Annotated in this window: 35 protein-coding genes; 24 read left to right on the plus strand and 11 right to left on the minus strand. The window is 65.4% G+C overall.

Features of this window, described 5'->3' with window-relative positions; genetic code table 11:
* Nucleotides 1-23 precede the first annotated feature (23 nt).
* The 7 genes from ACFDTG_RS07335 to ACFDTG_RS07365 all read right to left on the minus strand — a co-directional run bounded on the left by ACFDTG_RS07335 (nt 24) and on the right by ACFDTG_RS07365 (nt 4,589).
* Nucleotides 24-1,154: a tyrosine-type recombinase/integrase gene (locus tag ACFDTG_RS07335; RefSeq protein WP_375290373.1), complete on the minus strand. Its 1,131-nt coding sequence runs from the start codon at nt 1,152-1,154 to the stop codon at nt 24-26.
* Between the two features lies 1 nt (nt 1,155).
* The gene (locus ACFDTG_RS07340) at nt 1,156-1,407 is read right to left on the minus strand and encodes a hypothetical protein (protein WP_375290374.1); all 252 of its coding nucleotides are present in this window, start codon (nt 1,405-1,407) and stop codon (nt 1,156-1,158) included.
* 8 nt (nt 1,408-1,415) lie between these two features.
* Nucleotides 1,416-1,625 (minus strand): hypothetical protein, encoded by a 210-nt coding sequence (locus ACFDTG_RS07345; protein ID WP_375290375.1) that lies wholly within the window; start codon nt 1,623-1,625, stop codon nt 1,416-1,418.
* A complete protein-coding gene (locus ACFDTG_RS07350) occupies nt 1,622-3,595 on the minus strand; it encodes a DNA cytosine methyltransferase (RefSeq protein WP_375290376.1) in 1,974 nt (657 codons plus the stop codon). Before ACFDTG_RS07350 ends, ACFDTG_RS07345 begins: the two co-directional genes overlap by 4 nt.
* The gene (locus tag ACFDTG_RS07355; protein WP_375290377.1) at nt 3,592-3,735 is read right to left on the minus strand and encodes a hypothetical protein; all 144 of its coding nucleotides are present in this window, start codon (nt 3,733-3,735) and stop codon (nt 3,592-3,594) included. Before ACFDTG_RS07355 ends, ACFDTG_RS07350 begins: the two co-directional genes overlap by 4 nt.
* 108 nt (nt 3,736-3,843) lie before the next feature.
* On the minus strand, nt 3,844-4,287 hold the full coding sequence (locus ACFDTG_RS07360) for a hypothetical protein (protein ID WP_375290378.1): 444 nt from the start codon (nt 4,285-4,287) through the stop codon (nt 3,844-3,846).
* Nucleotides 4,284-4,589: a hypothetical protein gene (locus ACFDTG_RS07365; RefSeq protein WP_375290379.1), complete on the minus strand. Its 306-nt coding sequence runs from the start codon at nt 4,587-4,589 to the stop codon at nt 4,284-4,286. The genes ACFDTG_RS07360 and ACFDTG_RS07365 overlap by 4 nt, the downstream gene beginning before the upstream one ends.
* Before the next feature lie 129 nt (nt 4,590-4,718).
* Between ACFDTG_RS07365 and ACFDTG_RS07370 the strand changes: the two genes are divergently transcribed.
* Nucleotides 4,719-5,192 carry an SHOCT domain-containing protein gene (locus ACFDTG_RS07370; RefSeq protein WP_375290380.1) on the plus strand — a complete coding sequence of 158 codons (474 nt, stop codon included), beginning with the start codon at nt 4,719-4,721 and terminating at the stop codon, nt 5,190-5,192.
* Here ACFDTG_RS07370 and ACFDTG_RS07375 read toward each other — a convergent pair.
* Nucleotides 5,189-5,914, minus strand: a complete 726-nt coding sequence (locus ACFDTG_RS07375) for a LexA family transcriptional regulator (protein ID WP_375290381.1) — start codon at nt 5,912-5,914, stop codon at nt 5,189-5,191. The two genes, ACFDTG_RS07370 and ACFDTG_RS07375, sit on opposite strands and share 4 nt — an antisense overlap.
* A gap of 86 nt (nt 5,915-6,000) precedes the next feature.
* On the opposite strand from ACFDTG_RS07375, the gene ACFDTG_RS07380 reads away from it, so the two are divergent.
* Genes ACFDTG_RS07380 through ACFDTG_RS07410 form a run of 7 tightly spaced genes read left to right on the plus strand, consistent with a single transcriptional unit; the run spans nt 6,001 to nt 8,702 of the window.
* Nucleotides 6,001-6,321: a hypothetical protein gene (locus ACFDTG_RS07380; RefSeq protein ID WP_375290382.1), complete on the plus strand. Its 321-nt coding sequence runs from the start codon at nt 6,001-6,003 to the stop codon at nt 6,319-6,321.
* Nucleotides 6,314-6,781 carry a hypothetical protein gene (locus tag ACFDTG_RS07385; RefSeq protein ID WP_375290383.1) on the plus strand — a complete coding sequence of 156 codons (468 nt, stop codon included), beginning with the start codon at nt 6,314-6,316 and terminating at the stop codon, nt 6,779-6,781. The genes ACFDTG_RS07380 and ACFDTG_RS07385 overlap by 8 nt, the downstream gene beginning before the upstream one ends.
* Nucleotides 6,781-7,296, plus strand: a complete 516-nt coding sequence (locus ACFDTG_RS07390) for a hypothetical protein (protein WP_375290384.1) — start codon at nt 6,781-6,783, stop codon at nt 7,294-7,296. The genes ACFDTG_RS07385 and ACFDTG_RS07390 overlap by 1 nt, the downstream gene beginning before the upstream one ends.
* Nucleotides 7,293-7,529 carry a hypothetical protein gene (locus ACFDTG_RS07395; RefSeq protein ID WP_375290385.1) on the plus strand — a complete coding sequence of 79 codons (237 nt, stop codon included), beginning with the start codon at nt 7,293-7,295 and terminating at the stop codon, nt 7,527-7,529. Before ACFDTG_RS07390 ends, ACFDTG_RS07395 begins: the two co-directional genes overlap by 4 nt.
* Nucleotides 7,529-7,753, plus strand: a complete 225-nt coding sequence (locus ACFDTG_RS07400) for a hypothetical protein (RefSeq protein WP_375290386.1) — start codon at nt 7,529-7,531, stop codon at nt 7,751-7,753. The genes ACFDTG_RS07395 and ACFDTG_RS07400 overlap by 1 nt, the downstream gene beginning before the upstream one ends.
* On the plus strand, nt 7,750-8,184 hold the full coding sequence (locus tag ACFDTG_RS07405; protein ID WP_375290387.1) for a hypothetical protein: 435 nt from the start codon (nt 7,750-7,752) through the stop codon (nt 8,182-8,184). The genes ACFDTG_RS07400 and ACFDTG_RS07405 overlap by 4 nt, the downstream gene beginning before the upstream one ends.
* Nucleotides 8,181-8,702, plus strand: a complete 522-nt coding sequence (locus ACFDTG_RS07410; RefSeq protein ID WP_375290388.1) for a helix-turn-helix domain-containing protein — start codon at nt 8,181-8,183, stop codon at nt 8,700-8,702. The genes ACFDTG_RS07405 and ACFDTG_RS07410 overlap by 4 nt, the downstream gene beginning before the upstream one ends.
* Nucleotides 8,703-8,844: 142 nt before the next feature.
* On the opposite strand, the gene ACFDTG_RS07415 is transcribed toward ACFDTG_RS07410, so the two are convergent.
* The gene (locus tag ACFDTG_RS07415) at nt 8,845-9,057 is read right to left on the minus strand and encodes a hypothetical protein (RefSeq protein ID WP_375290389.1); all 213 of its coding nucleotides are present in this window, start codon (nt 9,055-9,057) and stop codon (nt 8,845-8,847) included.
* 200 nt (nt 9,058-9,257) lie between these two features.
* On the opposite strand from ACFDTG_RS07415, the gene dnaG reads away from it, so the two are divergent.
* From dnaG to ACFDTG_RS07430, 3 genes are all read left to right on the plus strand, one after another.
* Nucleotides 9,258-10,976 carry a DNA primase gene (gene dnaG, locus ACFDTG_RS07420; RefSeq protein ID WP_375290390.1) on the plus strand — a complete coding sequence of 573 codons (1,719 nt, stop codon included), beginning with the start codon at nt 9,258-9,260 and terminating at the stop codon, nt 10,974-10,976.
* A gap of 448 nt (nt 10,977-11,424) precedes the next feature.
* Entirely contained in the window at nt 11,425-13,170 is a 1,746-nt protein-coding gene (locus tag ACFDTG_RS07425) for a phage/plasmid primase, P4 family (protein WP_375290391.1), read from the plus strand.
* Nucleotides 13,171-13,460: 290 nt separating this feature from the next.
* Complete coding sequence (locus ACFDTG_RS07430; RefSeq protein ID WP_375290392.1) at nt 13,461-14,090, plus strand: hypothetical protein; 630 nt, start codon at nt 13,461-13,463, stop codon at nt 14,088-14,090.
* An 85-nt stretch (nt 14,091-14,175) separates the two neighbouring features.
* On the opposite strand, the gene ACFDTG_RS07435 is transcribed toward ACFDTG_RS07430, so the two are convergent.
* Complete coding sequence (locus tag ACFDTG_RS07435) at nt 14,176-14,811, minus strand: outer membrane protein (protein WP_375290393.1); 636 nt, start codon at nt 14,809-14,811, stop codon at nt 14,176-14,178.
* A 253-nt stretch (nt 14,812-15,064) separates the two neighbouring features.
* Nucleotides 15,065-15,514 carry a hypothetical protein gene (locus tag ACFDTG_RS07440; protein ID WP_375290394.1) on the minus strand — a complete coding sequence of 150 codons (450 nt, stop codon included), beginning with the start codon at nt 15,512-15,514 and terminating at the stop codon, nt 15,065-15,067.
* A 459-nt stretch (nt 15,515-15,973) separates the two neighbouring features.
* On the opposite strand from ACFDTG_RS07440, the gene ACFDTG_RS07445 reads away from it, so the two are divergent.
* From ACFDTG_RS07445 to ACFDTG_RS07505, 13 genes are all read left to right on the plus strand, one after another.
* Nucleotides 15,974-16,285 (plus strand): hypothetical protein, encoded by a 312-nt coding sequence (locus ACFDTG_RS07445; protein WP_375290395.1) that lies wholly within the window; start codon nt 15,974-15,976, stop codon nt 16,283-16,285.
* 156 nt (nt 16,286-16,441) lie between these two features.
* A complete protein-coding gene (locus ACFDTG_RS07450; protein ID WP_375290396.1) occupies nt 16,442-16,840 on the plus strand; it encodes a hypothetical protein in 399 nt (132 codons plus the stop codon).
* Between the two features lie 16 nt (nt 16,841-16,856).
* Nucleotides 16,857-18,593 (plus strand): terminase large subunit, encoded by a 1,737-nt coding sequence (locus ACFDTG_RS07455; RefSeq protein ID WP_375290397.1) that lies wholly within the window; start codon nt 16,857-16,859, stop codon nt 18,591-18,593.
* The gene (locus ACFDTG_RS07460; protein WP_375290398.1) at nt 18,590-19,861 is read left to right on the plus strand and encodes a phage portal protein; all 1,272 of its coding nucleotides are present in this window, start codon (nt 18,590-18,592) and stop codon (nt 19,859-19,861) included. Before ACFDTG_RS07455 ends, ACFDTG_RS07460 begins: the two co-directional genes overlap by 4 nt.
* The gene (locus ACFDTG_RS07465; protein WP_375290400.1) at nt 19,858-20,526 is read left to right on the plus strand and encodes an HK97 family phage prohead protease; all 669 of its coding nucleotides are present in this window, start codon (nt 19,858-19,860) and stop codon (nt 20,524-20,526) included. Before ACFDTG_RS07460 ends, ACFDTG_RS07465 begins: the two co-directional genes overlap by 4 nt.
* Nucleotides 20,527-20,540: 14 nt before the next feature.
* On the plus strand, nt 20,541-21,737 hold the full coding sequence (locus tag ACFDTG_RS07470; RefSeq protein WP_375290401.1) for a phage major capsid protein: 1,197 nt from the start codon (nt 20,541-20,543) through the stop codon (nt 21,735-21,737).
* 81 nt (nt 21,738-21,818) lie between these two features.
* Complete coding sequence (locus ACFDTG_RS07475; RefSeq protein WP_375290402.1) at nt 21,819-22,007, plus strand: hypothetical protein; 189 nt, start codon at nt 21,819-21,821, stop codon at nt 22,005-22,007.
* A gap of 5 nt (nt 22,008-22,012) precedes the next feature.
* Entirely contained in the window at nt 22,013-22,546 is a 534-nt protein-coding gene (locus tag ACFDTG_RS07480; RefSeq protein ID WP_375290403.1) for a head-tail connector protein, read from the plus strand.
* On the plus strand, nt 22,546-22,998 hold the full coding sequence (locus ACFDTG_RS07485) for a hypothetical protein (RefSeq protein WP_375290404.1): 453 nt from the start codon (nt 22,546-22,548) through the stop codon (nt 22,996-22,998). Before ACFDTG_RS07480 ends, ACFDTG_RS07485 begins: the two co-directional genes overlap by 1 nt.
* Nucleotides 22,995-23,231, plus strand: a complete 237-nt coding sequence (locus ACFDTG_RS07490; protein ID WP_375290405.1) for a hypothetical protein — start codon at nt 22,995-22,997, stop codon at nt 23,229-23,231. Before ACFDTG_RS07485 ends, ACFDTG_RS07490 begins: the two co-directional genes overlap by 4 nt.
* Nucleotides 23,224-23,670, plus strand: a complete 447-nt coding sequence (locus ACFDTG_RS07495; protein ID WP_375290406.1) for a hypothetical protein — start codon at nt 23,224-23,226, stop codon at nt 23,668-23,670. The genes ACFDTG_RS07490 and ACFDTG_RS07495 overlap by 8 nt, the downstream gene beginning before the upstream one ends.
* Nucleotides 23,667-23,990, plus strand: a complete 324-nt coding sequence (locus tag ACFDTG_RS07500) for a head-tail adaptor protein (RefSeq protein WP_375290407.1) — start codon at nt 23,667-23,669, stop codon at nt 23,988-23,990. Before ACFDTG_RS07495 ends, ACFDTG_RS07500 begins: the two co-directional genes overlap by 4 nt.
* 1 nt (nt 23,991) lies before the next feature.
* A complete protein-coding gene (locus ACFDTG_RS07505) occupies nt 23,992-24,366 on the plus strand; it encodes a DUF3168 domain-containing protein (protein WP_375290424.1) in 375 nt (124 codons plus the stop codon).
* Nucleotides 24,367-24,379 lie beyond the last annotated feature (13 nt).

Here is a 24,379-nt window from a genome sequence, read left to right on the forward strand (position 1 = left end):
GGGGCGGTGTTTTACAGTTCGTTTTACATTGCGGCGGTTTGGGCCTTCGCAATGTGGGCTCCGATTGCCACGACAATCGCCGCTTCGTCAACGTATCTTCTGCGGATCGCGGCGACCTTTTCGCGCGTCCAGCCCATCACGCTGGCGATCTGTTCATCGGTCAGCGGGGCGCCGGGTATCGTCATCAGGCGGGTGGCGAAGGTGCCGCGCAGATCGTGGAGGTGCTTGGCCGTGTCCGATTCGTCATCGAATTCGGCGGCGTGGATGATGCCGGCGCCATCGTTCGCCTGATCGCGATACTTGATGAACTGGGCGGTCAGCGTGCGCGGCTGCAGCGCCCCGCCCTTCGCGCCGACCAGCACGGTTTCGACACCGGACTTCCGCTTCCTGCCGCGCAGCTCGGCGAGCAGATCGCGCAGGCCGGGCACGATCGGCATCACCACGCGCTGGCGCCGCCCGCGGCTTTTCTTCGCGGCGGTCATGGCGAGGTGGGTTTCGCTCAAATGCTTCCATTCGAGACGGCACAGATCCGCGCGGCGCAGCCCGGTGAATTCCGCGAGGCGGCGCGCGTCGACCAGATATTGCGGCGCCACCGAATCGAAGGCGGCGCAATCCTCGGCCGTCCAGATCACCGCCTGGCGATCGGCGGCGCGGTAGATCGCGGGCACGGGTGCGGCAGTGTTGCTGGCAACCAACCCCTGCAGCACGCCCCAGCGCAGCATCAGGCCGGTGACCTTGATGGTCTCGTCTGCGGCGCGCGGGCCGTTCTCTTCCGCCATGGCGTCTCGCCATTTGACCAGCTTGGCCGTCATGCGCGGATCGCCGAAGACGGTGAGCGGGATGGTGCCGAACTTGCGTTCGAGCCGAATCAGGTGGCGAAACCATTCCTCGCGCGTGGAGGCGGCGAAGGCCTTCCATTCGCGGCTTGCGGTCCAGCGGGTGGAGAGGCCGCCCACGGTCGAATCTGGGGCGGTGCGATCGGAGAGGGCGGCGCCGATCGCGGCCATGTCTTCGGCGGTGAGCGCGGGCTTGCTGGCCTGTTCGACGGTGCGAATCAGCGGGGCGCCCTTGCCGCGCCAGGCATAGATGTACCAGCGGACCGGCTTGCCCGCGCGGGCGGAGCGGACGATGTGGACACCGGCGGCGCGGGGCATGTCAGGAGACCTTCAGCGCCACATCGATCATGGAAAGCATCGCGCCCGTAGCATCCGATTCGGAATCCTCGCTCTCTTCCAGAAAAACAGTCATTCCCACGAGGACCGAACGGGCGATCGGAATGAACCGCTCCCAATCGGGGAGAGGCTCAGGGACCGACATGGCGGGCGCGGCGTCCGTCAGGTGATACGGCTTCAGCTGGGAGTTCTGCCAGAGCGTCCGAGCGATATTCTCAATGAGCGGGTGCGTCATGGCACCTTTTACCCCAGCTTGCCGGCGGCTTCCAGCGCCTCGAACTCGTCCCGCGGGGCGGCGGGGAAGGCGGCGGAGGTGAGGATACGGACCTCGCCTCCGGGCAGGAAGACGATGGCGGCCGGCTCGATAGCGGCAGCGCGCGCGCGTTCGACCAGCTTGCGCGTCACGCTTTCGCTGGCGTATTCGCTGATCTTGGCGGGCGCGTGGGCGGTCATGCTGCCTCGACAACCGATTCGGGATTGGCTTCGACCAGATTGGAACGGACCAGTGCGGCAGCGACGTCGGGACATACGCTGTTGCCGATCATGCGGATCTGCGCGCTTTTCGGCAGAGGTCGTCCCTTCGGGCCTACCGGATCGAGAACATAGTCGTCCGGAAAGCCTTGTGCGCGGGCAAGCTCGCGGGGAGTGAGCATTCGCATGCCGATGTCGACGATCACGTAAAGCGCGCTGTCGATCGTCACAGTCACGACGGCGAAGCGATCCTTGGTGGTTACCGTTCCGAGTGGCTCGTCTGGATCGTGGCCGTCGTTCTCGTTGCCGTAGTATTTTACTAGAAATGCGGCGGTGCGGGTAGCTTTAATCATCAGTTCGGGCGGCAGGTCGCCTTCCACGATAAGGGTGGTTTCCACGATCCGCTGTTGCGAGCCGCTGCCGGTGACGGTCGAGAACGGAGCGGTCGCGGGTCGGCCGGCGAGTTTGCCGTTGCGAGGTCCGCCGTTCGCCTGCTCGATGTGAGCGGCGACCACGGCCTGATGTTGTCCACCTGCGGTCGCTGCCTTGCTGGGCTGGCGGAGATCGCCGCCGCTGCCGGTGCGATTGCTGCCCCGGAACTGCGAGAGGAAGGTGGCGACCTGCGCGTGGCGTGGCGCGCCTGCCATCACGGCATCGAGCGGAGCATCGACGGGTCTGCCCCGGCTGTTCTCGCTAAACTTCTCCATGTGCGCGACCGCAAGGCCGTGCTTGGCTCCACCCGCTACGACCGTTCCCAGCGGGGTTTCCGCGTCGAGCGCCCGTGGAGCCTGGCCCTTGCGCTCGCCATAACCCATCTGCACCAGGGATGCGCCAGCTAGGGCAATCTCACCGCGATTTGCTCCAGTAACGGTGGGGAATGGAGCGTCGGGAGCGTAGGCGCGATGTTCACCGCCTGCGTGTGTGACGGGAACCATGGATGCGCTGGCCAGCGCCAGCGGCTGCGCACCGGCGGGGCGTTGCGGGGTGCCGTTGGCGGTAACGGTGGGCATCGGCTCGCCCGCATCGCTGCCGATCGCGCCACCGCGAAACTTAGTGACGTGCGGGACGACCACCCCGAAGCTCGGCTGCGCGGTCTGCGTGCGCAGTGGATCCTCGGGATCGAATATTCGGCTTGCGCGCGTGTTCGGGAAGTCGGTCGCGACGATGAACGGGCGCGCCGCGTTGACGACATAGCGCATGGTGCCGTGCGCGATCCTGCGCAACGTGTTGGGCTTCAGCGGGCGCTTGCGCTCGAAGATCGACGGACAGGGTAGAGACCAGTCGATGCATTCCGCCGCGCTTCGCCATGGCAGAAGGTCGCCGCTCTCCACCGCTTCGGTCCCGCGTTTGCCGTGGGTAGCCTTCGGCCACGCGATAGGCTGTCCGTCGCGCCGCGCGATGAGGTAAAGGCGCTTGCGCGTGGTGGGCGCGCCGTAATCCGCGGCGATCAGTTCACGCCATTCGACCTTGTATCCGCAGCGCTTCAGCCTCCTCACCCACAGGTCGAACTCCTCGCCCTGGCGCTCCTTGATCGGCTGCCCATGCTCGTCGAGCGGGCCCCACTTTCGGAATTCCTCGACGTTTTCGAGCATGATGACGTCGGGCGCGTTCGGCCCGAGCCGTTCGGGCCAGTGAACGACCACCCAGGCTAGATCGCGAATGTTCTTCTCGCGAGGCTTGCCTCCCTTCGCCTTCGAGTGATGCTTGCAGTCGGGCGAGAACCAGGCGAGCCGGACCTTCGCGACCGTCCCGTTCACGGTGCAAGCGTCCTGCGGATCGATCGCCATGATCGACTGGCAGAAATGGCGGGTGTCGGGATGATTGGCGACGTGCATGGCGACCGCTTCGGGATCGTGATTGATCGCAACGTCGACGGAGCGGCCGAGGGCGCGCTCCAGACCGGTGGATGCGCCGCCGCCGCCGGCGAAGTTGTCGACGATCAGACCTTTCACAGCAACACCGCAAAGAGTGCGACGGCAGACAGCGCGGCAAGGCCGATGGCGAGGCGGCGGGTGGTGCGGCGTTCGGCGGCGGCGATTGCTTCGCCCTCGCGCTGGGACCATTCGGGGTGGTTCGGCCAGTGGTCACGCATGACGGTATCTCCGGAAGGCAGCGCGGAAGCGCAGGGCGCTGTCGGCCAGCGCATACAGCGTGGTGGCGACGAGGACTGCGAGCGGGGCATAAGGGGTGGCTGATGCGATCATGCCGCCAGCCTTTCTTGCGACACCACCCCCGGTCCCCCCTCCTCTGACGAGGAGGGGGGACCGGGAAGCAGCCAGTCGGACAGGTTCTGGAGGGTCAGGTAGCGGCGGATCGCGTCGGCATCGCCGGGGCGGGCGTGGAGTTTTTCGCGAGCTTTGTCGCGGGCGCGGGCGAGCTCGGCGTGCCAGACGTGCGCTGCCGGGCCTTCCTGCAGCAGCACATGACGGGCGAAGATGTCGGCCAGGCCGATCTCCTGCTGCCATGCGTGGGGCGCGCCCCCGCATTGTTCGGGCGTGGCGCCGGCGGAAAGCGCGATGGCGAGCCAGTTGGCCAGCACCCGCTCTCCATCGACGCGCGCGAAGCGGCCTGCCGCGACCGCGGCGTCGATCGAGGCCTTGCGGCGGCGGTATTCCTGCGCGGCGACGGTGGCGCAGGAAGTCACGCCTTCCCCTTCCCCGCGCTGCGGCGGCGTCTGGCTTTGGGCGCTGGCTGGGTTTTGGTCGGCCTATCGCTGCGCTGCTTGAGGCCTGCGGCTTCGTCCTCGGTGGCGCAGAGGTTGGCGAGGAGTTCGGTGCGGTTGCCGCTGGCGTCGCGACTGGCGCGTTCGCGGGCGCGGGGATCGCGGCGGACCAGTGCGGTGCGATCCGGGTCCCGGTTGTGGCGGATGATAGTGACCGGCTCCGCCGTGCCCTTCACGAAGGCGCGGCTGCCGGGATGGGGGAAGTCTGTAGGGACAGCGAGCATGCGGGAATCTCCGTTGCGACGTCCCGCACATAGATGCGGGATTTATCCCGCGTCAAGAGATAATGCGGGATATGTCCCGTTCGCCCTGCCCGCTTTCTTCCGGTAGGTTTCAAGTCGGGAGGGCCGACCGTGGCAAACGAGAACAAGCACCTTGCGTCATTCCGCGCCGAGCGAATGCTGGACGGAGAGAGCATTGTCGTCTGGACCAAGGCCGTTCGGGACGATCAGGGGTTCGAGGGGGCTGCCGTCCTTACCAATCAGCGGGTCGCATTCATTCGCAAGGGCCTGACCTCGACACGCTTCGAAGCCTGGCCGCTGGCACAGATTACCTCAGTCGAAACCCAACGCGGCATGCTGTGGTTCAGGATGGTGCTGCATATCTCCGGCGATCACATGACCTTGAAGACAGCCGACAAAGACTTCGGACAGGCCTTTGCCGATCAGCTTCAGCGCCTGCGACACGACGCGAAACCGAAAAAGGAAGCCGCTGGCGAGATGTCCGCCATCGAGCAGCTCGAGCGGCTTGCTTCGCTGAGAGATGCAGGTGCCATCTCGGACAGCGAATTCGCCACCAAGAAAGCCGAGCTATTGGCGAAGATCTAGCCGAACAGCAGATCGGTCTGCGGCAGGATCCGATGGATCCGGGCAACGCGGGTCTTGGGCACGGTGAAGACGGCGGGCGGGTTGAACTGTTCGAGCACCACCTCGCGCGCATTCTGGCGGACCAGACGCTTCACGAGCACCGACTGGACGATTTCTTCCTCACCATCGGTCAGTTGAACCAGAACGTATTCGCCTGTGCGAGCAGGTCGGCGCGGATCCACCAGCCCCAACTCGCCTGGTTCGAAGCGGGGAATCATGCTCTCCCCCTGAAAATAGATCGCGTAGATATCGCGCGCGTCGCGCAGCGCCGGCGGGCGGGTGATCATGCGGATGGGGAATTCATCGTCGAAGCTCGATCGCTCGATCGCGACCATCTCTCCGCTCTCGGTGCAGAGTTCGACATCGGCGCAATCGCCGGTGCCCATCAGGGGAATGCCGAGTCCGGCAAGTTCGGAGCCTCTCCAGCGGGCGATCGGTTCTCCGACCTGCACATCGCTTCCGACCTGAGCGGGGTTGGACGCCTCGCCGAGAAGATATTCGACGGTGGTGCCCAGTTCCTGAGCGATCTTGAGGGTGTTCTCCGCGTTTGGTGCATGCCCGCGGCGGCGCGCATCGCGGATAAGGTCCGGCTTGCCCGAAATCCGAAGCGAGAGTTCGCGCGCCGACATGTCTCGCTCGGCAAGAAGCGCTTCGACGCGATCAGAGAAGGTATCTGAAGCCACGCGGGAATTATCCCGTAAACGCGGGGAAATATCGAGCGGGATAAAACCCGTTGACAGGTGCGGGATATGTCCCGCATATGCGCCGCATGGATTCATCCGCATCCCCATTCCTTCGCCGCCGGCTGTTGGCAGCCGCGAATGCCTGGTGCGACGCCACCGGCAAAACGCTCGGCTCGCTTTCGACCAAAGTCACAGGCACCGGCAAGACGCTGGACCAGTATGCCGGCGGCATGACGATCACCGACGCGAAACTTGAACAGTTCGCGGGATGGTTCGCGGACCCGGCGAACTGGCCGGAAGGCGTGATTGCGCAAGAGGCCCTTTCTTACGCCAGCGATATCGGCGGCTTCCCCGTTTCGGCAGTGAGCGTTCCATCCCCTCATTCCTCCGGTGTAGCCAATGGCTGACGGACAGGTCCGTCCCGATCTGCCATCGAAGGCGGACGTTTCTGCCGCACTGGCGGTGGGGTGGGCGCGTGCGTCGCGCCGGGGCAAGGGAGCAATGGCCGATACCATTTCGGCCAGCGTCAAAACGATCGACCGCGCCCTGGTGAGCGAAACGGTTCCGGAGCTTCACACCGCGCTCGCCAGTCTCGCTTTCGACGAAACCGCGCTGGACGAGGTGTTCGCCCTGTTCGGGCGAGCCCGCCCGCCGCGCCTTGAAACGATGGCCGCCAACGACATGGCGACGATTTCCGGCCTGTCCGGACTGGTCACAGTGTTCTGCGATGCATTGAAGGATGGTAGGCGGGATCATCAGGAGACGCTGGCCCTCGCCGATTTAATCCGCGGTTTGCAGCCTGTGCTTTGCGACATTGTCGATCAGGCCGATCGCCTGCGCGGAGTTCCCCAAGGCGGTCGCGCCTGATGCCCGCCGCGCTCGCCTGTTATTCCGATCCGGCGCACCTTGAGGCGTGGGCGGCGAGGGCGGCGCCGGGGGAGACGTTTATTGTCGCCATCGCGGACGTGCTCGATCCCGAGCAGCCCGTGGTGCAGGCCATGGCGCGGCTGAGCGAGGCGGGCCGGGTCCAGCTGGTGCCGCATGGCAATGGCGAAGGGCGGGCGCGCTGCGTGCTGCGGATGCCCGACCACCTGGCGCAGAGCCCCACCGATCTGCCCCGCCTGACCCCCGATTTCCGGCAGACGCCCGAGGGGCAGCTGTTCCTGCTTCTGATCCAGCTGGCCGAGGCGGGCGCGGCCTGCCCCAGCAATGGCGCGCTGGCGCGGCGGCTTGGCTGGGATGACCGGGAGCAGGCGCGATACCGGATGAGCAAGCTGGTGGAAGGCGGATGGATCAGCGCGCGCGCCGTACCGGGTGATCCCGCCGACCGGCGGGTGGTGACGATAACCGAAACAGGCAAATCGACAGGGGAACCGCGATGAGCGAGCAAATCGATCTGCGCAGCGCACAGACGGAGCGAAGCGACGTGCTCGCCTATCTCGCCCGCCGCCGCGCCAATTGCGAGCTGGTGGCGCGCAAGAGCCCGGAGTTTGCCGACGGCGCGCGCGTGCAGATGCGGCAGCTCGACGTGCTGATCGATGAGATCCGCGGCGGGATGCACGAGGGCGAGGCCCAAGCGGCCGCATCGCGTCCGACAGCCGAGGAGGCGGTCTGATGACGCACGCTCTCGATCTGTCCGGCCGCCTTTACGCGCGGCTTCGTTCGCTGGCGCGCGAGCAGTCGCCCCTGCCCTGTGACGAGGCGCTGGCGACTGAGCTGGAATGCGAGCCGGAGGCCCTGTCGCGGGCATTCAACTTCCTTGAGGCCGCGGGCATGGTCACGATCGACCGCACGGTGATCCTGCCTGCATCAGGCGACATCCTGCGGAGCGCGGCATGAGCGCGCTGACCCATCTCACCCCGCTCGAGCGACAGATCTATGCGATCATCGAACGCGCCGCGCATGATGGTGCGCCTTGCCCCACCAATTCTGATTTCTCCGACCAGGTGGACAGGGGTGCGGGTATCGTCATCGCCCGGATCAAGGATCTGGAGCGCAAAGGGCTTATCACGGTGAAGCGATTCCAGAGGTCGCGTGTCGTGACGCTGGTTTCGACCGGGCAATCGACCGGAACCCCGAAGGGTGGCGGCGTCATCCATTGGCGCGACCGGCGGGGCCGCACCGCCGCCCAGTGGCGCGATCTGCTGGCCGAGGAAGTCGCCCAAGGCGCGAGCGTGCAGGCGGCGGCGGGAAAGATCGGCTGCGGTCTTCAGCGCGGATATTCGCTCTGGCGTGATATCCGCGCAGGGCTGGGATGGCAGGCACAATGAGCGCCCCCGTTCATCTTGCCAACTGGGAGCCGACGATGGCGCACCGCATCTGCGTGCGCGACATCGCGGAGGCTTTCGGTCTGGATGCCCAGGCGCTGATCGGGAAGAGCCGGCATCGCCCGTTGTCCCGCGCCCGGCAGGCCGGGTATTGGGTTTTCCGACGCCGCTTCCCGTCGCTGAGCTGGCCGCAGATCGCCAAGATCTTCGGCCGGGGCGATCATTCCACGCTGATCTATGGCGAGCGGCGGTGCGAGGCATTCCGCGCCGCGGACGCCGATTATCGCGCGCGCACCGATGCGCTGGCGCGGGGAAAGGCGCCGTACGGGCCGCCGGTGCCGATCGGGACGGATGGCGCCCCGGCGGAATGCCCGGTCGTCATCATCCCGGACATGCTCGTGAGCGAAGAGGAAGAGGGCAACGAACGCGACGTTCTGGAAGAGCGCGCCAACGACCGGATGATGCGCGAAGGATCGCGGCGCTTGGCGAACGCGCTGCGCCGCGAGTGGATGGCGGCATGAAGGCGCGCGGGTTTCGGGAGCGGTGTGCGCGGCGGTTGCCGTTGGTGGCTGAACTTGTGGCGGCGCGCGCGGCGGCGCGGCCGCTGGTGCTGCCGGTGGGTGCGGATCCGGAACTGGCGGTGCTGTTCGGGATCGGAGGCGATCAGTGAGGGCGGGCGGCGTTTTTCAGCAGATCCGCGAGATCGGCTGTTGTGCCGGTGAGCGGCGGCGGCGCTTCGGGCGCGGTTTGCCTGTGCGCGAGGATGCGCGCGGCGATGGCCTGGCGCTCTTCATCGCTGCCGGCCGCGTAGAACTCGTCCAGCAGCGCGCGCAGCCTCATGCGGAAGGTTTCGGCGGGGTCTGGATGGTCGATCACGAACGGTGTTCTGTATCCGGGCGGTGTGCCGCGCAAGCGGTGAAGGCGGTTGGCGCGGGAACGAGCGGCGAATCGGCAATACATCTGCGAGCTCCTGAGAAAAGGAGCCGAGCTAAATACACATCTAGAATCCCGTCTCAACAAGACGCATCCTGCGAGTCCAAGGCGAACTCGGTCGTTCGGCCAGCGGAGGCTGTGCGATGATCCTGCAATCCTTCCTCGATGAGGTCGAGGCGCGGACGAGCATGTCGGGGCTGGTTTCCGCGCGGGTCAAGCTGACCCGCAACGGGCGCGAGTGGAAGGCGTGTTGTCCGGTCCATCAGGAAAAGACGCCCAGCTTCACGGTGAACGATGAGAAGGGATTCGCGCATTGCTTCGGCTGCGGCTTCCATGCCGGGCCGATCCGGTGGCTGACCGAGATCGAAGGGCTGGACTTCCTCGACGCGGTGAAGACGCTGGCCGAGAACGCCGGGCTGGCGATGCCGGCGCGCAGCACGGCCGAACAGGCGAAGGCGGCGCGGGTGGCCGGGGTGCGGCCCGCGCTGGAGGCGGCGCAGGCGGTGTTCGCGGCGCAGCTGGGGCGCGTGGGCAGCGTGCAGCTTTATCTGCAGCGACGCGGCGTGGACCAGCATCTGGCGGAGACGTTCGGGCTGGGGCTGGCACCCGATGGCGGCGGCTATCTGGACCGCGCCGGGATCAGCGATGCGGACGGGCTGGCGGCGGGATTGCTGTGGGAACGGGAGGGGCGACGCGGGCCGCGCTTTACCGGGCGCATCACCGTGCCGGTGCACGATGCGCGCGGCCGGATAGTCGGCTTCAGCGCGAGGGTGACGCCGGGTGGCCGGGAGGACGTGGCTAAATACGTCAATTCGCCCGATAGCGAGATATTCGACAAGGGGCGGTTGCTGTTCAACCTGCACCGCGCCGCGCCCGCCATCCGAGCCAGCAAGCGGGCGCTGGTGGTGGAGGGGCAATTCGACGTGATCGCGCTGGCAGGCGTGGGAATCGCCGAGGCGGTGGCGCCGATGGGCACCGCGCTGACCGAGGCGCAGCTGACCCGGCTGTGGCGGCTGACCCGGGCGCCGGTGCTGATGTTCGACGGCGATGCGGCGGGGCGCAAGGCCGCGCGGCGGGCGTGTGAGCGCGCCCTGCCCGGCATCGCGCCCGATCGCACGCTGAAGGTGGCGCTGCTGCCAAGGGGGCAGGATCCCGACGATGTTGCACGGGCCGGTGGGGCTGCGGCGATCGAGGCGATTGTGAAGGAGGCGCTGGCGCTCGATGCGTTTCTGTTCGGCTGCGTGGCGGAGGGGATCGACGCGGATTCATCCCCCGAGGACCGTGCGGCGGTGTGGGACGCATTGTCCGAAATGGCGGGACGGATCGCGCACGAGGAGTTGCGCGGCGAATATCTGGCCGCCTGGCGCGCGCGGTACGAGCGGCTTGTGTCCGCGAAAGAGCCTGCCGGTCGGGACCAGGCGCTGGCGACGACGGTGCCAGCGGAAGACGGCGACTATCGCTGGCCGGAAAGCGAGGACGACAGCGAGCGGCGGTTGATCGCGGTGGTGCAGCGGCTGCTGCATCTGCGCGCCGAGGAACGCGCGGCGATGGAGCCGATCCGCGAGGAACGCCGGTTCGCGCGCGAGCTGGCGAAGATGGCGGGGCTGCGCCTGCCGCAGATCGATGCGGTGGTGAAGATGATCGAGGCCGACATGGCCGAGGGATCGAGCGCGGGACGGCACGAAAGCGAAAGCGTGCTGGTGCTGTATCGCCGGGTGTTGGCGATCGAAGGGCCGCTGACCGAGGCGCTGCTCCCCGTGGTGATCGAGGCGCGGCCGACGACGAAGGCGGTGCCGGCGGGCGCAGGCGCCCCGCCCCGCGCGGCCAGTGCGCTGGCCTGGCATGATGCAGGGGGAATGTGATGGCTGATGGACCTCGCGAACGCTGCCTATGCGGACGCTGGCCAAGGTTCGCCTGCGCTCAAAGTGGCGAGGATTACGTGACAAGTTGGTATTGCTGCCCGACCGGCCAACGGATTCCCGGTGGCGGTACTTTCGGCTGCGGTCGACAAGGACCGGAAGTGGAAGACAACTTCTCTGATCGCGCCACTGCTGCGATGCTCTGGGATCGCTCCATTCGCGACACGGCGGCCGGATAATGGCATCCGCTCCCGACGACACGGCCCCCGACCCCGCGGGGGGAGGCTCTGGCTCGGCTCCGGATGGAGCGGTGCGGCCTGACGACCATGAAGGGGGTGCAGGGGCAAAGGCCTCAAGCACCGAAGGAGTAGGCCAACAACTCTCCCGAAAAGTAGTCCCCCTTCGCCCGCAAGCCGATGACGGGCTGGACCGGGTGTGTGCGCGGTTTCCGATGACCGATCTGGGCAATGCGGAGAGGTTCGTGCATCGGCACGGGCAGGATTTCCGATTCTGCGCGGAGATGGGCTGGTTTCGCTGGGACGGGCGGCGCTGGCTGCTGCTGGGCGAGGAGCCCAAGCAGCTGCCGCCCGAAGTGATGCAGGCCATCTTCTCCACCATGCGTGCGATCAAGAACGAGGCGCAGCTGGTGCGCGCCAGTGGCGAGCGCCCCGAGAGGCCGCACGGGCTGGCAGGCGAAGCGCTGGCCGCGTTCGAGCGCGAACACGCCGCGAAGATGGATTTCGTGGTCGATTTCAAACGCAATGTGCCGGTCATGTATTCGGACAAGCTGGCCGAATGGGCGCGAAGCTCCGAAGCGGCGGGCAAGATCGCCGCCGCCGGTGCGCTGGCCAAGAGCATGGGGGCGCTGGTGGCGCGGGTCGAGGATTTCGACCGCGAGCGGATGGCGATCAATGTCCTCAACGGCACGCTCCGCATGGAGCGGCGCCGGCGCAAACGCGTTTGGTCAGAGGACCCTCAAGCGCCGGGCGGCGGACCTCCGTCCGCCTTGGCTTCCTCCGCGCCCAAAGGTTCTTCGGGCGCTCCGGACGGCCGGTCGGCCTTGCAGCCCGGCGATGCCGGGCCGGAATCGCGAGAATCCAAGAGCGAATGGCACACGCCGTGGTGCATGGTGCTGTATCCGCACGACCGCGACGACTTCATCACCAAGCTGGCCGATGTGGAATATCGCGAGGGCGCGCGATCGCCGGTGTACGAGGATTTCCTGGCCGTGGTGCAGCCCAAGCCGGAAATGCGCCGGTTCCTGGCGCAATGGGGCGGCCTGTCGCTGACCGGGTTCACCGGGGAGCAGAAGCTGGCGTTCTTCTATGGCGGGGGCAGCAACGGCAAGGGCACCTGGGTGGAGACGATCGCGCGGATCGCTGGCGATTACGCGGGCACGGTGAAGATCCAGTCCCTGCTGGACCAGGGCAAGAAGAGCGGCGATCAGGCCACGCCCGCGATCGCCAAGCTGCCCGGTGTGCGGTTCCTGCGCGTGAGCGAACCCAGCAAGGGCGCGGTGCTGGACGAGGGCCTGGTGAAAGAGCTCACCGGCGAAGACCCGGTGGATGCGCGGCATCTGAACAAGGGGTTCTTCACCTTCTTCCCCGACTTCAAGATCACCATCAGCGGCAACAACAAGCCGGTGATCAAGGATACCAGCGACGGCATCTGGCGACGGATGCAGCTGGTGCCGTGGGAGGCGAATATCCCGCCGCAGATGCGCGACAAGGCGCTGAAGGACAAGCTGCTGGCCGAAAGGGCGGGCATCTTCGCCTGGCTGATGCGCGGCCTGATCGACTGGAAGAAACACGGGCTGATCGAGCCGGAAGACGTGCGCCTGGCGACAAGCGAATATCGCGACGATTCGGACACCATCGGCCGCTTCCTGCGCCAGACGTGCGAGGTGGGCGAGGATAGCCGCGCGCGGCCGTGGCGGGTGCGCAAAGGCGATCTGTTCGAACTGTACCAGGCATGGTGCCACCAGACGGGCGCTTATGAAATGGCGGAACGGGCCTTCGCCAAGGAGATTGCGGGCAAGCGGTTCAAGGACAAGCACAGCAACGGTTCGTGGTGGATCGGCCTGCAGCCGGCGGTGACGCTGGACAACGTGAAGGACGGGGTGTGGACCGCCGCCGACGAAGGGCGGGTGGAGGCGGCAAACGCCTCTGCGGACGGATATCCGGACGACTTCGACTGATGAAACCGCGCTTGTTTCCTCCATCGGGGCGGGTTTGGAGCCAATTGGAACTGCAAGTGGAGCCGGTTTTCGGCGGATTTGCGCGCATGTGGAGGATTGGAGGCAAATCCCCTGCCCCTTCGTGTGTGCGGGCGCGGGCGCGCGGGGGTGGTGCGATATTATGCTCCATTCCTCCATTTCTTCCAATGGATGGAAGACAATGGAGGTAAGCAATTGAATGGGCAGGTGTTTCAGGCGGTTTTGGAAATGGAGCGTAAGGCTCCGGCGGATGGAGGATTGGAAATATGGTCATGAGTGGTGAGAGCAAGCTGGCGGAGGCCATCCGTGCGGTGGGCGATGCCGGCGTGCCGGTGGTCCAGAAATTCGCAAAGGATGTGAAGGCGGTGTTTCCGGGGTCTTCGGACCCGGTGGAGGGTCCGCAAGCCCGACCGGGCGCCCGCAGCGCCGCAAGGCGCGAGGATATCGTGACATGGGATCAGGCGGAAGAGGCGCTGGGCGAGGCGGTGGAGATGCTGGGGGTGCTGCCGGACAAGGAGCGCGGGTTCCTGATGGCGGGGCGCAAGTCGAGCATGCCGCAAGTGCTGCGGATCGAGCAGAGCGACTATCCGGACCGGCCGGACCCGCGACGGCGGCTGTCGGCGCGCGACATGGCGCGGGTGGATGCGATGCTGCTGGGCGAGGATGCGCTGGCGATGGCTATTCCCGAGCAGCACCGCGCGCTGGTGGGCCGGGTGATCGTGATGAAGCGGTGGCCGGAACGGACGGGCGGGTTTCGCTGGGCGGATGTGCGCGCCGATCTGCAGCGGCGGTTTCCGGGGGAGCGCGTGCCGGATGGGGATGCGCTCAGGATGCGGTATGAGCGGGCGATTGCGAAGCTGGCCAAGGCGATGACGGTGGCGGTGAGGGGACGCGCTGCGTGACGCTCCCCCTGCCGCCTCACTAAAAAGGACATGAAAAAGGCCCGGGGGATCGCTCCTCCGGGCCTTCTCCGGCGTCCGGGTGTGGTCAGAAGCGGACGCCGAAGCCTACCATGACCTGGTGACGCTTCAGATCGGCGCCGAAGGCCAGATCGCCATCGTCGTAATCGAAGCCATCGTAATTGGTGTAGACGTATTCCAGCTTGCCGTAGGTCGAGCCGCTGAGGCCGACTTCCGCGCCCGCGCCGAGGTGGAAACCATCGAGGTTCTCGCCCTCGTCGAAGCTGTCGGTGCCGTCCTCGTAAGAGGCCGAGATGCGGCCGTTGGAATAGCCGCCCTTCACATAGAGCAGCGCGTTGGAGCCAACCATGCCGCCCGCGCGCACGCCGAGCGTGATGTTGCGACCGGCCTTGGCGCACACCTCGTCATCGCCGAAGAGCTCGTCGCAATATTCGGTGGTGGCGAATTCGAGACCGGCGTAGGCCCCGACGATCGCACCGCCGAGCGGAAGATCATAGCCGACCTCTGCGCCCACGGCGAGGCCGCTGGTGCCCTCGCTCTCGTCAAAACTGTCAGTGCCGTCATCGTATTCCAGGTTCAGAACCGGGTTGTCGTAGCCTGCGCGAAGCTCTGCCCGCAGGCCGCCCACGGTGGCCGTTTCCTGTGCTGCGACCGGCGCGGCGAGCGCGGCGGCGGCGGTGATCCCAACCAAAATCGTCTTCATGATTTTCCCTCATTTACAAACCCACGCGATGTGCGGGGTGGCGCGCGAATAGAGAGGGCCGTGCGGCGGTCAATCGGGCGTGCCACCAACGGCGGATGCGGATCGACGAAGGGCGATTGGGGGTGTCCGGGCGTGCCGCGTGACGGACGGGGATGCGCTCAGGATGCGGTATGAGCGGGCGATTGCGAAGCTGGCCAAGGCGATGAACGCGGGGCGGTGAGGGGACGCGCCGCGTGACGCGCCCCCTGCCGTGTTATCGTTTGGTTGGCCAGGCGCTGCTGTCGAGAGCATTGAGGCTGTTCGCCAGCAATCCTCTCTTGAGGGGATTGGCTGGTTGGGCCCCTCCACCTAGTGCGCCGCCAAAGACACTGCCGCCCCGGTCAGGATCAGCAAACGCAAGGGCTGCTTCACCGAGGATCGTGCCATGTGGCGTCTGCGGAACGTAACGCGCAGATGCCGGATGCTCATAGACGGGGTCGGAACAGATACGCAGTTCAAAACTGTCGCGCGGCCCGAAGAATGGCTGCAGCCGGCGACCGATTGCCTGCGCGTCCGTCGTGTTCAGGAACACCCAATACGACTGTCTGACATGCTGCGCCCGCATTCGGGAAAGTTCCGCGTAGAGGGGGTCGTAGTCATAGCCCAGGTGGCAATCGTAATTGAACGCGACATGCTTCAGCTGAGAGTTCAGGTTGGTATTCATAGTCTTAGCCTTCCTGTGAAATTGGAGGCTTGACCTTCGGGGGTAACACGCGCTGTAACACACGTGCAGTTGCAACCTGTACCCCGAGATCAAGACCTCCGGTTTTGTAATCGCTTAGGGCGGCGCCCCTCGCGGGTGCCGCCCTTTGGGAAGCACCGAGTCGCATTCTGATGGCCGCGAAACCCCGGCGCAAGTGGCCCACCGCGAAACCCCGGGTTTCTGCTTGTGGAAAGCGGGGATCGATCGCCGAGATCATCCCATCGCACGGACTTCACGAAAAAATTGCTGCAAATTCAGTTGGGAATTTTTGGGTGTTCGTTTCCTCACCCTTTCCGGCTTATGGCTCGCCATGCTGGGCGATGGGTGTGGCGGTTCGACCCCCTGTTGATGCCGCGCCGACCGCGCAAAGGTACGTCGCCCGGCACCCTTCCTCTCCCGACTATCCGGAGCGATGCGACCATGGCACGGCTGACGTCGGCGCCGGGACGGATCGCTCCGGCCCCTTCGCGGATCAGGCCCTCGCCCAAGATGGCGGACAAGTTCTACCTCTCCAAGGAATGGCGGGCGCTGCGCGCGGCGCGGATGCTGGATGCGGACTACTTCGCGGCGAAGGCACGGGCCAAGAAGGGCGAGCGGCTGATCCTCGACCACGATCGCGAGATCAAGGATGGCGGAGATCGGCTCGACCCGGCGAACACGGTGTGGCGCACGTTCTCTGAGCATCAGGCGAAGACCGAGCGGGCCAAGCAGAGGCGCGGCGGGCTGCGGTAACGGGGGGGGTGGGTGAAAGTTGGGGACGGGCGCGAGCGGGGAACCGCCGCCCCTCTCATTCGGAGATTTTTTTTGGCGGATGGTGAGAATTTGGAGGTCGACCTGTTTGGCGACCCCTGTCTGCCGCCGCGTGAAGGGCGTGGAAGGCCGGCGCATGTGCCGACCCGCGCGACGCGAAACCGGGTGCTGCTGTGCTTCGTGCGCGGCCTGACGGTCAAGGACGCCGCAGTCTCCATCGGAATCTCGGTCCCGACGCTGCGCGAGCATTATTCTTCCGAGCTCCACCAGAGGAAGACTGCCCGGCTCAAGATGGAGATGCGCGGGCTTGAGCTGCTGGTCGAGCAGGCGGAGGCCGGCAGCGTCGCGGCGAACAAGGAACTGGACAAGCGGATCGAGAAGCTGCGGCTCCGCGATCAGCACGAGGTGCGGGCGCCCGCGCCGAAAGCGAAGGCCAGGTCAAAGCCGGTCGGCAAGAAGGAAGAACAGAAGATTGCGGCGGCGGGAGTGACGGGGCGGTTCGAACCGCGCCTGCCCCCGAGCCAGCTGGTAAACTGACCCTTCGGGTTCGCACATGAAGTGGTCGACCGCCTGCCCGGATTGGGAAAAGCGGATCGTAGCGGGCGAGAGCCTGGTGCCGATCGCACCGCTCTTCCCCGACCAGGCGGCAGACGCGCTCGGCGTGTTCTGCGCACTGCAGGTTACCGACATGCCGATGAAGGCGGACGGGACCTACCCGACGCTCGGCGAGATCGTCGACCAGGACGTGCTCGACTTGGTCGCGGCGATCTTCGGGGCATACGATTCGCGGACTGGCCGAAGGCTGATCCGGGAGTTCATGCTCCTGATCAGCAAGAAGAACGGCAAGTCGACAATTGCCGCGGGCATCATGCTCACGGCGCTGATCGTCAATTGGCGCCACACCGCCGAGCTGCTGATCATCGCGCCGACGCTGGAAGTCGCCAAGAACAGCTTCGACCCGGCCAAGGGCATGGTCGATGCCGACCCCGAGCTGCAAACGCTGCTGCACGTCGTCGAGCATCAGCGCCTGATCCGGCACCGGGTCACCAAGGCCGAGCTGAAGATCATCGCGGCGGACAGCGACACCTCCGCGGGCAAGAAGGCCGGGATGGTCCTGATCGAGGAGCTCTGGCTCTTCGGGAAAAAGCCAAAGAGCGCGGCGATGTTGCGCGAGGCGATCGGCGGTTTGTCGGCGAGAGAAGAAGGGTTCGTCCTCTACATCTCGACGCATTCCGACGAACCTCCGGCGGGCGTGTTCAAAGCGAAGCTGCAGTATTTCCGTGACGTGCGCGACGGCGAGATCGACGATCCGACGTCGCTGGGCGTGCTGTACGAATGGCCGGCGGAGATGCTGGAGGATCAGAGCTATCTCGATCCCGCAAACTTCCATGTCACCAACCCGCACCTCGGCCGGTCGGTGACTAAGAGCTGGCTCGAAGGCGAACTGATCAAGGAACAGCGCGGCGACGGCGAGGGTCTGCAGATCTTCCTCGCCAAGCACCTCAATGTCGAGATCGGGCTGCGATTGCGGCGCGATCGGTGGCGGGGCGCGGATGTGTGGGACAAGAGCGTCGAGAGCGAGCTGCTCGACCTCGAAGCGTTCCTTGGCCGCTCGGAAGTGGTGGTTGCCGGGTTCGATGGCGGCGGGGACGACGACCTTTCAGGCTTGTGCCTGCTCGGGCGCGACCGCGCGAGCGGCGAATGGATCGGGTGGTTTCGCGCTTGGGTGCACTACACCGCGCTGGATCTACGCAAGGAGATCGCACCGGCGCTCAAGGATTTCGCTGCCGACGGCGATCTGGTGATCTGGGGCGAGCCGGGCAGCGACAGCGACGGATCCGGCGATTTCGATATCGAGCAGATTGCCGATCTGATCGCGGAGGTTTGGGGCCGCGGGCTGATGCCCGAGGAAGGCGCGCTTGGCGTCGACGCGGCGGGCCTAGGCACGCTGCTCGATGCGCTGAAGGAAAGAGATATTCCGGTCGAGAATGCGGTGTGGAGCGTGAGCCAGGGCTTCCGCCTCACCGGGCTGATCTACGCCGTACAGCGCAAGCTGTGGAGCGGCCAGCTTACCCATGGCGGCAGCAAGATGATGGCCTGGTGCGTCTCGAACGCGAAGGCCGAACAGAAGGGCAATTCAGTCGTGATCACCAAGCAGGCGGCGGGCAAGGCGAAGATCGATCCGGTCATCGCGCTGTTCAACGCCGCGAAGATGATGGAGCGCTCGCCTGAGGCGGGCGGGAGCGGCCTATCTGATGACGATTGGATAGCAGGAATGCGCGCTGCGTGACCGGCTATCGACTGTCGGCTCAGGCTGCGCACGCGGAAGCGCGCCGCTCCAAACAGCGGGGAGGTAAGAAGGGCGCGGAGTGGACGCCGGACACCGGTCGCCCTTCCTTCCACGATCGCGACAACTTCACCACTAACCGGGTGACCGTGGCCGAATACAACGATGCGAAATGCGGCAACCCCCTGGGCCTCTCGGCAACTTTTTCGTGCGTGAACCTTATCGCCGGCACGATCGCCAGCCTTTCGCCTACGATCTATAGGACGATTGATGGGGTGCGCAGCGAAGCGCGGGACCATCCCCTTTATTGGATTTTGAAACTAGATCCGAACTTCGACGATACCGATTACGATTTCTGGGAGTTCATCGCAGCATCGATCGAGCTGCAGGGAAACGGCTATGCCGATATCTCGCGCAACGGCGGGCGCATAGCCGCTCTGACGCCGGTGTCGCCCATCGGGATGACCGTTCGCCGCGGCGACCGAGGCGCGCGGATCTATGAATGGGTAGAGGAAGGGGTTCGCCAGAGCCGAGCCCAGGACCAAGTCCTGCACATACGCGGCTTCGGGGGAGACAGGCTTAAGGGAGCTTCGACCCTATCGGTTTGCTCGCGAACCTTCGGCGGAGCCATGGCAAGCGGTGCAACCGCATCGGCAATGTTCCAGAATGGGGCCCGGCCGAGCGGCGTGCTGTCGGTGGACGCAAGGCTAGACAAGGTCCAGCGCGCCGAACTCGAAGAGTTGCTGCAGGATAAATTCCAGGGTGCGATGAACACCGGGCGGCCCATGCTGCTGGATGGCGGCTTGAAATGGGATGCCCTCTCGCTCAGTCCCGAGGACGTCCAGCTGCTCGAAACGCGGAAGTTCGACGGCGAGGAAATCTGCCGGATCTTCGGCGTGCCGCCCGCCATGGTCGGCTATGGCGACAAGTCCAGCAACTGGGGCACCGGCAAGGAAGTCGACGTCCTCGGCTTCATCAAGTTCACGCTGCGCAAGCGCCTCCGCCGGATGGAACGCGCGCTGATGAAGCAGCTGCTGACCCGCGAAGAGCGGCAGCAGGGCGTGACCATCGAATTCAACTTGGAGGGCTTGCTGCGCGGAGATAGCGCCGGGCGAGCGGCCTTTTACCAGATCATGGTGCGCTTGGGGTTGATGACCCGAAACGAGGCGCGCCGACTCGAGAACCTGCCGCCGATCCCAGGCGGCGACGTCGCGATGGTCCAGATGCAGGACGTACCGCTGAGCGATGCGATCAATGGAGGTGCCCAGTGAAGACCAAAGCGGGTGCGCCGGTACTCGAGCTGAAGGAATTCGGTGAGGACGGTGTCTTTTCCGGCTACGGTTCCGTGTTCGGCAACACCGACAGCTATGGCGACATCGTTATGCCCGGGGCGTTCAAGCGCACCTTGGCCGACCATCGTCGCCGCAAGTCCATGCCGAAGCTGTTCTGGCAGCACGATCCAGGCCGTCCGATCGGCAAGTGGCTGAGCATGGAAGAGGACGACACCGGCCTGAAGGTCGAGGGCCAGCTCAACATGAACGTCCAGCAGGGCCGCGAAGCCTATGCACTTCTCAAGGCGGTCGACATCGACGGCCTCTCCATCGGCTATCGCGTCGTGAAGGCGGAGGACGACGAAACCGAACAGGTTGTGCGGCTGAAGGAGCTACAGCTAGTGGAGGTGTCGGTCGTGTCGCTGGGCGCGAATGACCGCGCGCTAGTGAGCGGCGTCAAAAGCATTCGCGAGGGCGGCCTGCCCTCGCTACCCGAATTCGAGGAGTTCCTGCGCGAGGCAGGCTTCCCGAAAAGCGAGGCCACCGCGATCGCGGGCAAGGGCCTGTCGCATCTGCTCCGGAGCGAGTCCGGCGGACACAGTCACGGCGATAGCGCTGCTTTCGCCTTCCACCAGGAGATGGCGCGCCAGCTGGGTGTCGCCTGACAAGGACAAGCAACATGACCGAACAAACCAAAACGGCCGCCGAGCTGGCGGCCGAGACCAAAGCTGCATTCGATAAGCAGTTCAGCTCCGTGAAGGAGCTTGCTGAGAAGGCGCTTGCAGAGGCTGAAAAAGGCGTAAAGCTCTCTGCCGACGACAAGGCCAAGATCGACGAGGCACTGACCGAGTTCAACCGCACCAAGACGCGCCTCGAGGATCTCGAGCAGAAGCTGGCCCGGGATACGGGACGCGGTGAGGATATGCTCACGGCCGGCGAACGGTTCGTCCAGGACGAGCAGTTCAAAGCCTTCGCCGGCGAGACCCGTCCGCGCGGCCGGGTGCAGGTCGAGGTCAAGGACATCACGTCGCTGACCACCGACGCGGCCGGTTCGGTGGGAACGTTGGTGCAGCCCCAGCGGGCCGCCCCGGTCCAGCTTCCCCAGCGACGCATGACCATCCGAGGCCTGCTTGCGCAGGGCACGACCAATTCGAACTCAATCGAGTACGACAAGGAGAAGGGCTTTACCAATAAAGCCGCTCCGGTCGCTGAAGGCACACCGAAGCCACAGTCCGAAATCCAGTACGAGGAAGCGACCGCCACCGTACGGACGATCGCACACTGGATGCGCGCGAGCGTGCAGATCCTGGACGATGCCGCCGGCCTCGCTTCGATCATCGACAATCGCCTCCGCTACGGCCTGGCATTCGTCGAAGAGCAGCAGCTGCTCAATGGCAGCGGCACCGGTCAGAACCTTGAAGGCCTGGTGACGGCAGCCACCGACTATGCCGCGCCGAGCGGACTGACGGCGGCACAGCAGATCGACACGGTTCGACTGGCCATGCTGCAAGTCGCGCTTGCTGAATATCCTGCGAACGGCATGGTCATGAACCCGATCGACTGGGCCGTGATCGAACTCCTGAAGGATGCCAACGACAACTACCTGATCGGCAATCCGCAAGGCACCACCATGCCGACCCTGTGGGGTCTTCCGGTCGTCGCGACGCAGGCGATGGTCGAGGACAAGTTCCTGGTCGGGGCCTTCGACCTCGCGGCGCAGATCTTCGACCGTCAGAATGCCACCGTCGAGGCCTCGACCGAGGACGGCGACAACTTCACCAAGAACAAGGTGACCATCCGCGCCGAAGAACGGCTCGCGCTGGCGATCTATCGCCCCGAAGCTCTCGTGTACGGTGACTTCGGTCGCGTCGCCTGATGAACAATCCGGGGGGCGGTCACCCGCTCCCCGCTTTTCCGATGGCCGTGTGCGGCCCTCCGAAAAGCGAAGGAGATTAACATGGCCAAGATTAAGGCGGTGCTTCTGAAGCCGCTAGACAGCGATCCAATCGGCGCTGAGCGCGAGTTCAGCAAGGCCGAGTTCGACAAGCTGTCCGCACAAGGTGCGGTCAAGCGTGTGCCGAGTGCAAAGGCCGCAGCGAAGCCGACGAACAAGATGGCACAGAAGCCGGCTAACAAGTCGGCCTGATCATCATGCGACTGAGCCGCCTTTCCAATTTCGACGGCGAGGCGGTGCTGTCTTTGGCGGATGCGAAGGCGCATTTGCGGGTGCTGCATGCCGAGGAGGATGCGCTGATTGGTGCGCTTCGGGATGCGGCGGTGCAGTATGTCGAGCGGGCTTCGGGCATCGTGCTGGCGCCGGCGGAGTTTCGCTGGGAGGCGCCCGGCTTTGCCCGGGCGGACTATTTCCCCGTGCGGCCGGTGACCGAGCTGCTCTCGGTCAGCTATACAGACGGAGCGGGCGATCCGGTCGATTATGAGGGGGCTGTCGTGGTGATGGAGCGTCTGCGGCCCGCGCCTGGCATGGCCTGGCCGGTTGCCGGCACCGTCTCGATCGAGTTCGTGGCGGGGGACGACATGGTGCCGCCGGACCTGCAGGTGGCGGTCAAGCTGATGCTGGCGCATCTGTTCGAGAACCGTTCCGCTGTCACCACCGGCCCGACCCCCACCGAACTGCCTATGGCGGTCAACGCGCTGATCGATCAGCACCGCTGGATCATGATCTGATGATTTCCGCGCTTCTCGTTCTCGGGCTGCTCGATGGAGGTACCTCGCCGGGCGTACTGCTGGATGCGCCTGCCGAGCGAAGGATCAGGCTGTCGCGCAATGCGGGATTCACGGTGGCTGGCCATGTGCTGGACCCATATGACAAGCTGAACTTCGAGATCGACATGTCGGCCCTGCTCGAAGAGGGCGAGCGCTTCGCCAGCGTGGATTTTGCCGTGACGCCCGCGAGCTCCATTCTGGGTTTCACGATTCCGGACAACGGCGCTTACGCGCCATTCGACAAGGACGACAGCCACCTGATCCTGTGGCCCCAGATCGACGCGGGAAAGATCGATGCCGGGACATGGAGCGGCCAGGGGCGGCTCTGCAATTTCGAGATGACGATGCAGACCGACAGCACGCCACCGCGCCATTGGCAGCGGACCATCGCGATCAGCGTGGCGCAGCGATGAGGATCTCGGTGGCAGAGCCGGAGACGGTGACGATCGAGGGCGTCGCCGACGAGGTCAAGGTGTCCTTCGAAGAGGACATGGCGACCGGCGCCGCGCTGACCGCCTCGCTGCTGACGCGCAGGCGGCTGCAAGGCATCACTTTTCGCATGAAGGACCGGCTGTGGCGCGTGGACAGCACCGCACAGGACGGACCGGTGACGCAGTTCGTTTTCAGGAGGCTGGCCGATGGCTGACAATATCTCGACACCGGCGCCCGCCGATACCGTCATCGCCTTCGACGAGGTGATCATCGGCGGCGATGCGGTGAAGGTGGCGCGGACCAAACAGGGTTTCGGCGGGGACGGCGAATACACCGAAGTCGCCGAAGAGAACCCCCTCCCCGTCCAGATGACGGGCGTGGCGACAGCGGCGAGGCAGGACGCGAATACCGCTGCGCTGGTCAAGCTGGGCGGTGCCAAGCGGTTCTTTCCGATCACGCCAGATGGCAACACCGATCTGCCCACTATCCCGGATGCGATCTACGTAACCGGAGCCGGCGACATCGTGATGAAGGGCTCGGACGGCAACAATGTGACCGTGAAGGCCACCGCCAATTCGATCCTGCCATTCAGCCCCACGCGGGTCCTCGCGACCGGAACGACCGCCTCGGGGATCGTCGGGCTGGTCTCGTGATCTCCAGCGGCAGGCGGGACACGCTGATCGCGTTCGAGCGGGCAGCGGTTACGCAGGATGGCTACGGTGGCGAAATTCCCACTTGGTCCCAATTCGCGAGAGAATGGGCAGCGATCAATTGGGGGCGTGGCGACGAGAGGCGGCAGGCAGCGATGGAAAGCGGAAGACAGCCAGCCACCTTCACCGTTCTCGACAACGCGACCACGCGCGACGTGACGCTTAGAGACCGCATCGTGTGCGACGGGATTTGGGACATCGAGTCCAATGTTCCGGGGCGGCAGCGCGGCGAACGCGATATAACGGCAGTACGCGGTGGCTGACATGCAAACCGCGCTGCGGTCACGCATCGTTGCCGCGTTGGGCCACGAACGGGTGTTCTGGGGGATAGTGCCGCAGGATACTGCGCTGCCCTATGTTCGGCTCCAGACGATCAGCGATCCGCGGCCGGACGATCTCGATGGCTATCTGGGCGCACGAGAAACCCGGGTGCAGGCCGACAGCTTTGCCCAGAGATATGCTGATGCGCGAGAGATTGCGGAAAGCATCGTCACCGCAACATCAGCCCCTTTTTCAATCGATGACGTAATATTCGGCCGTGTCTCGCCGGAAGGTCCGCGCGATCTTGGCGAAGATACGACAGGCGGTTTTGTCCACCAGGCGAGCTTGGACCTGCTCGTCTGGCATCGTCACGCTTAGGTCCGGGAGCATT

It is taken from the genome of Qipengyuania sp., assembly GCF_042095715.1.
GTDB lineage: Bacteria > Pseudomonadota > Alphaproteobacteria > Sphingomonadales > Sphingomonadaceae > Qipengyuania.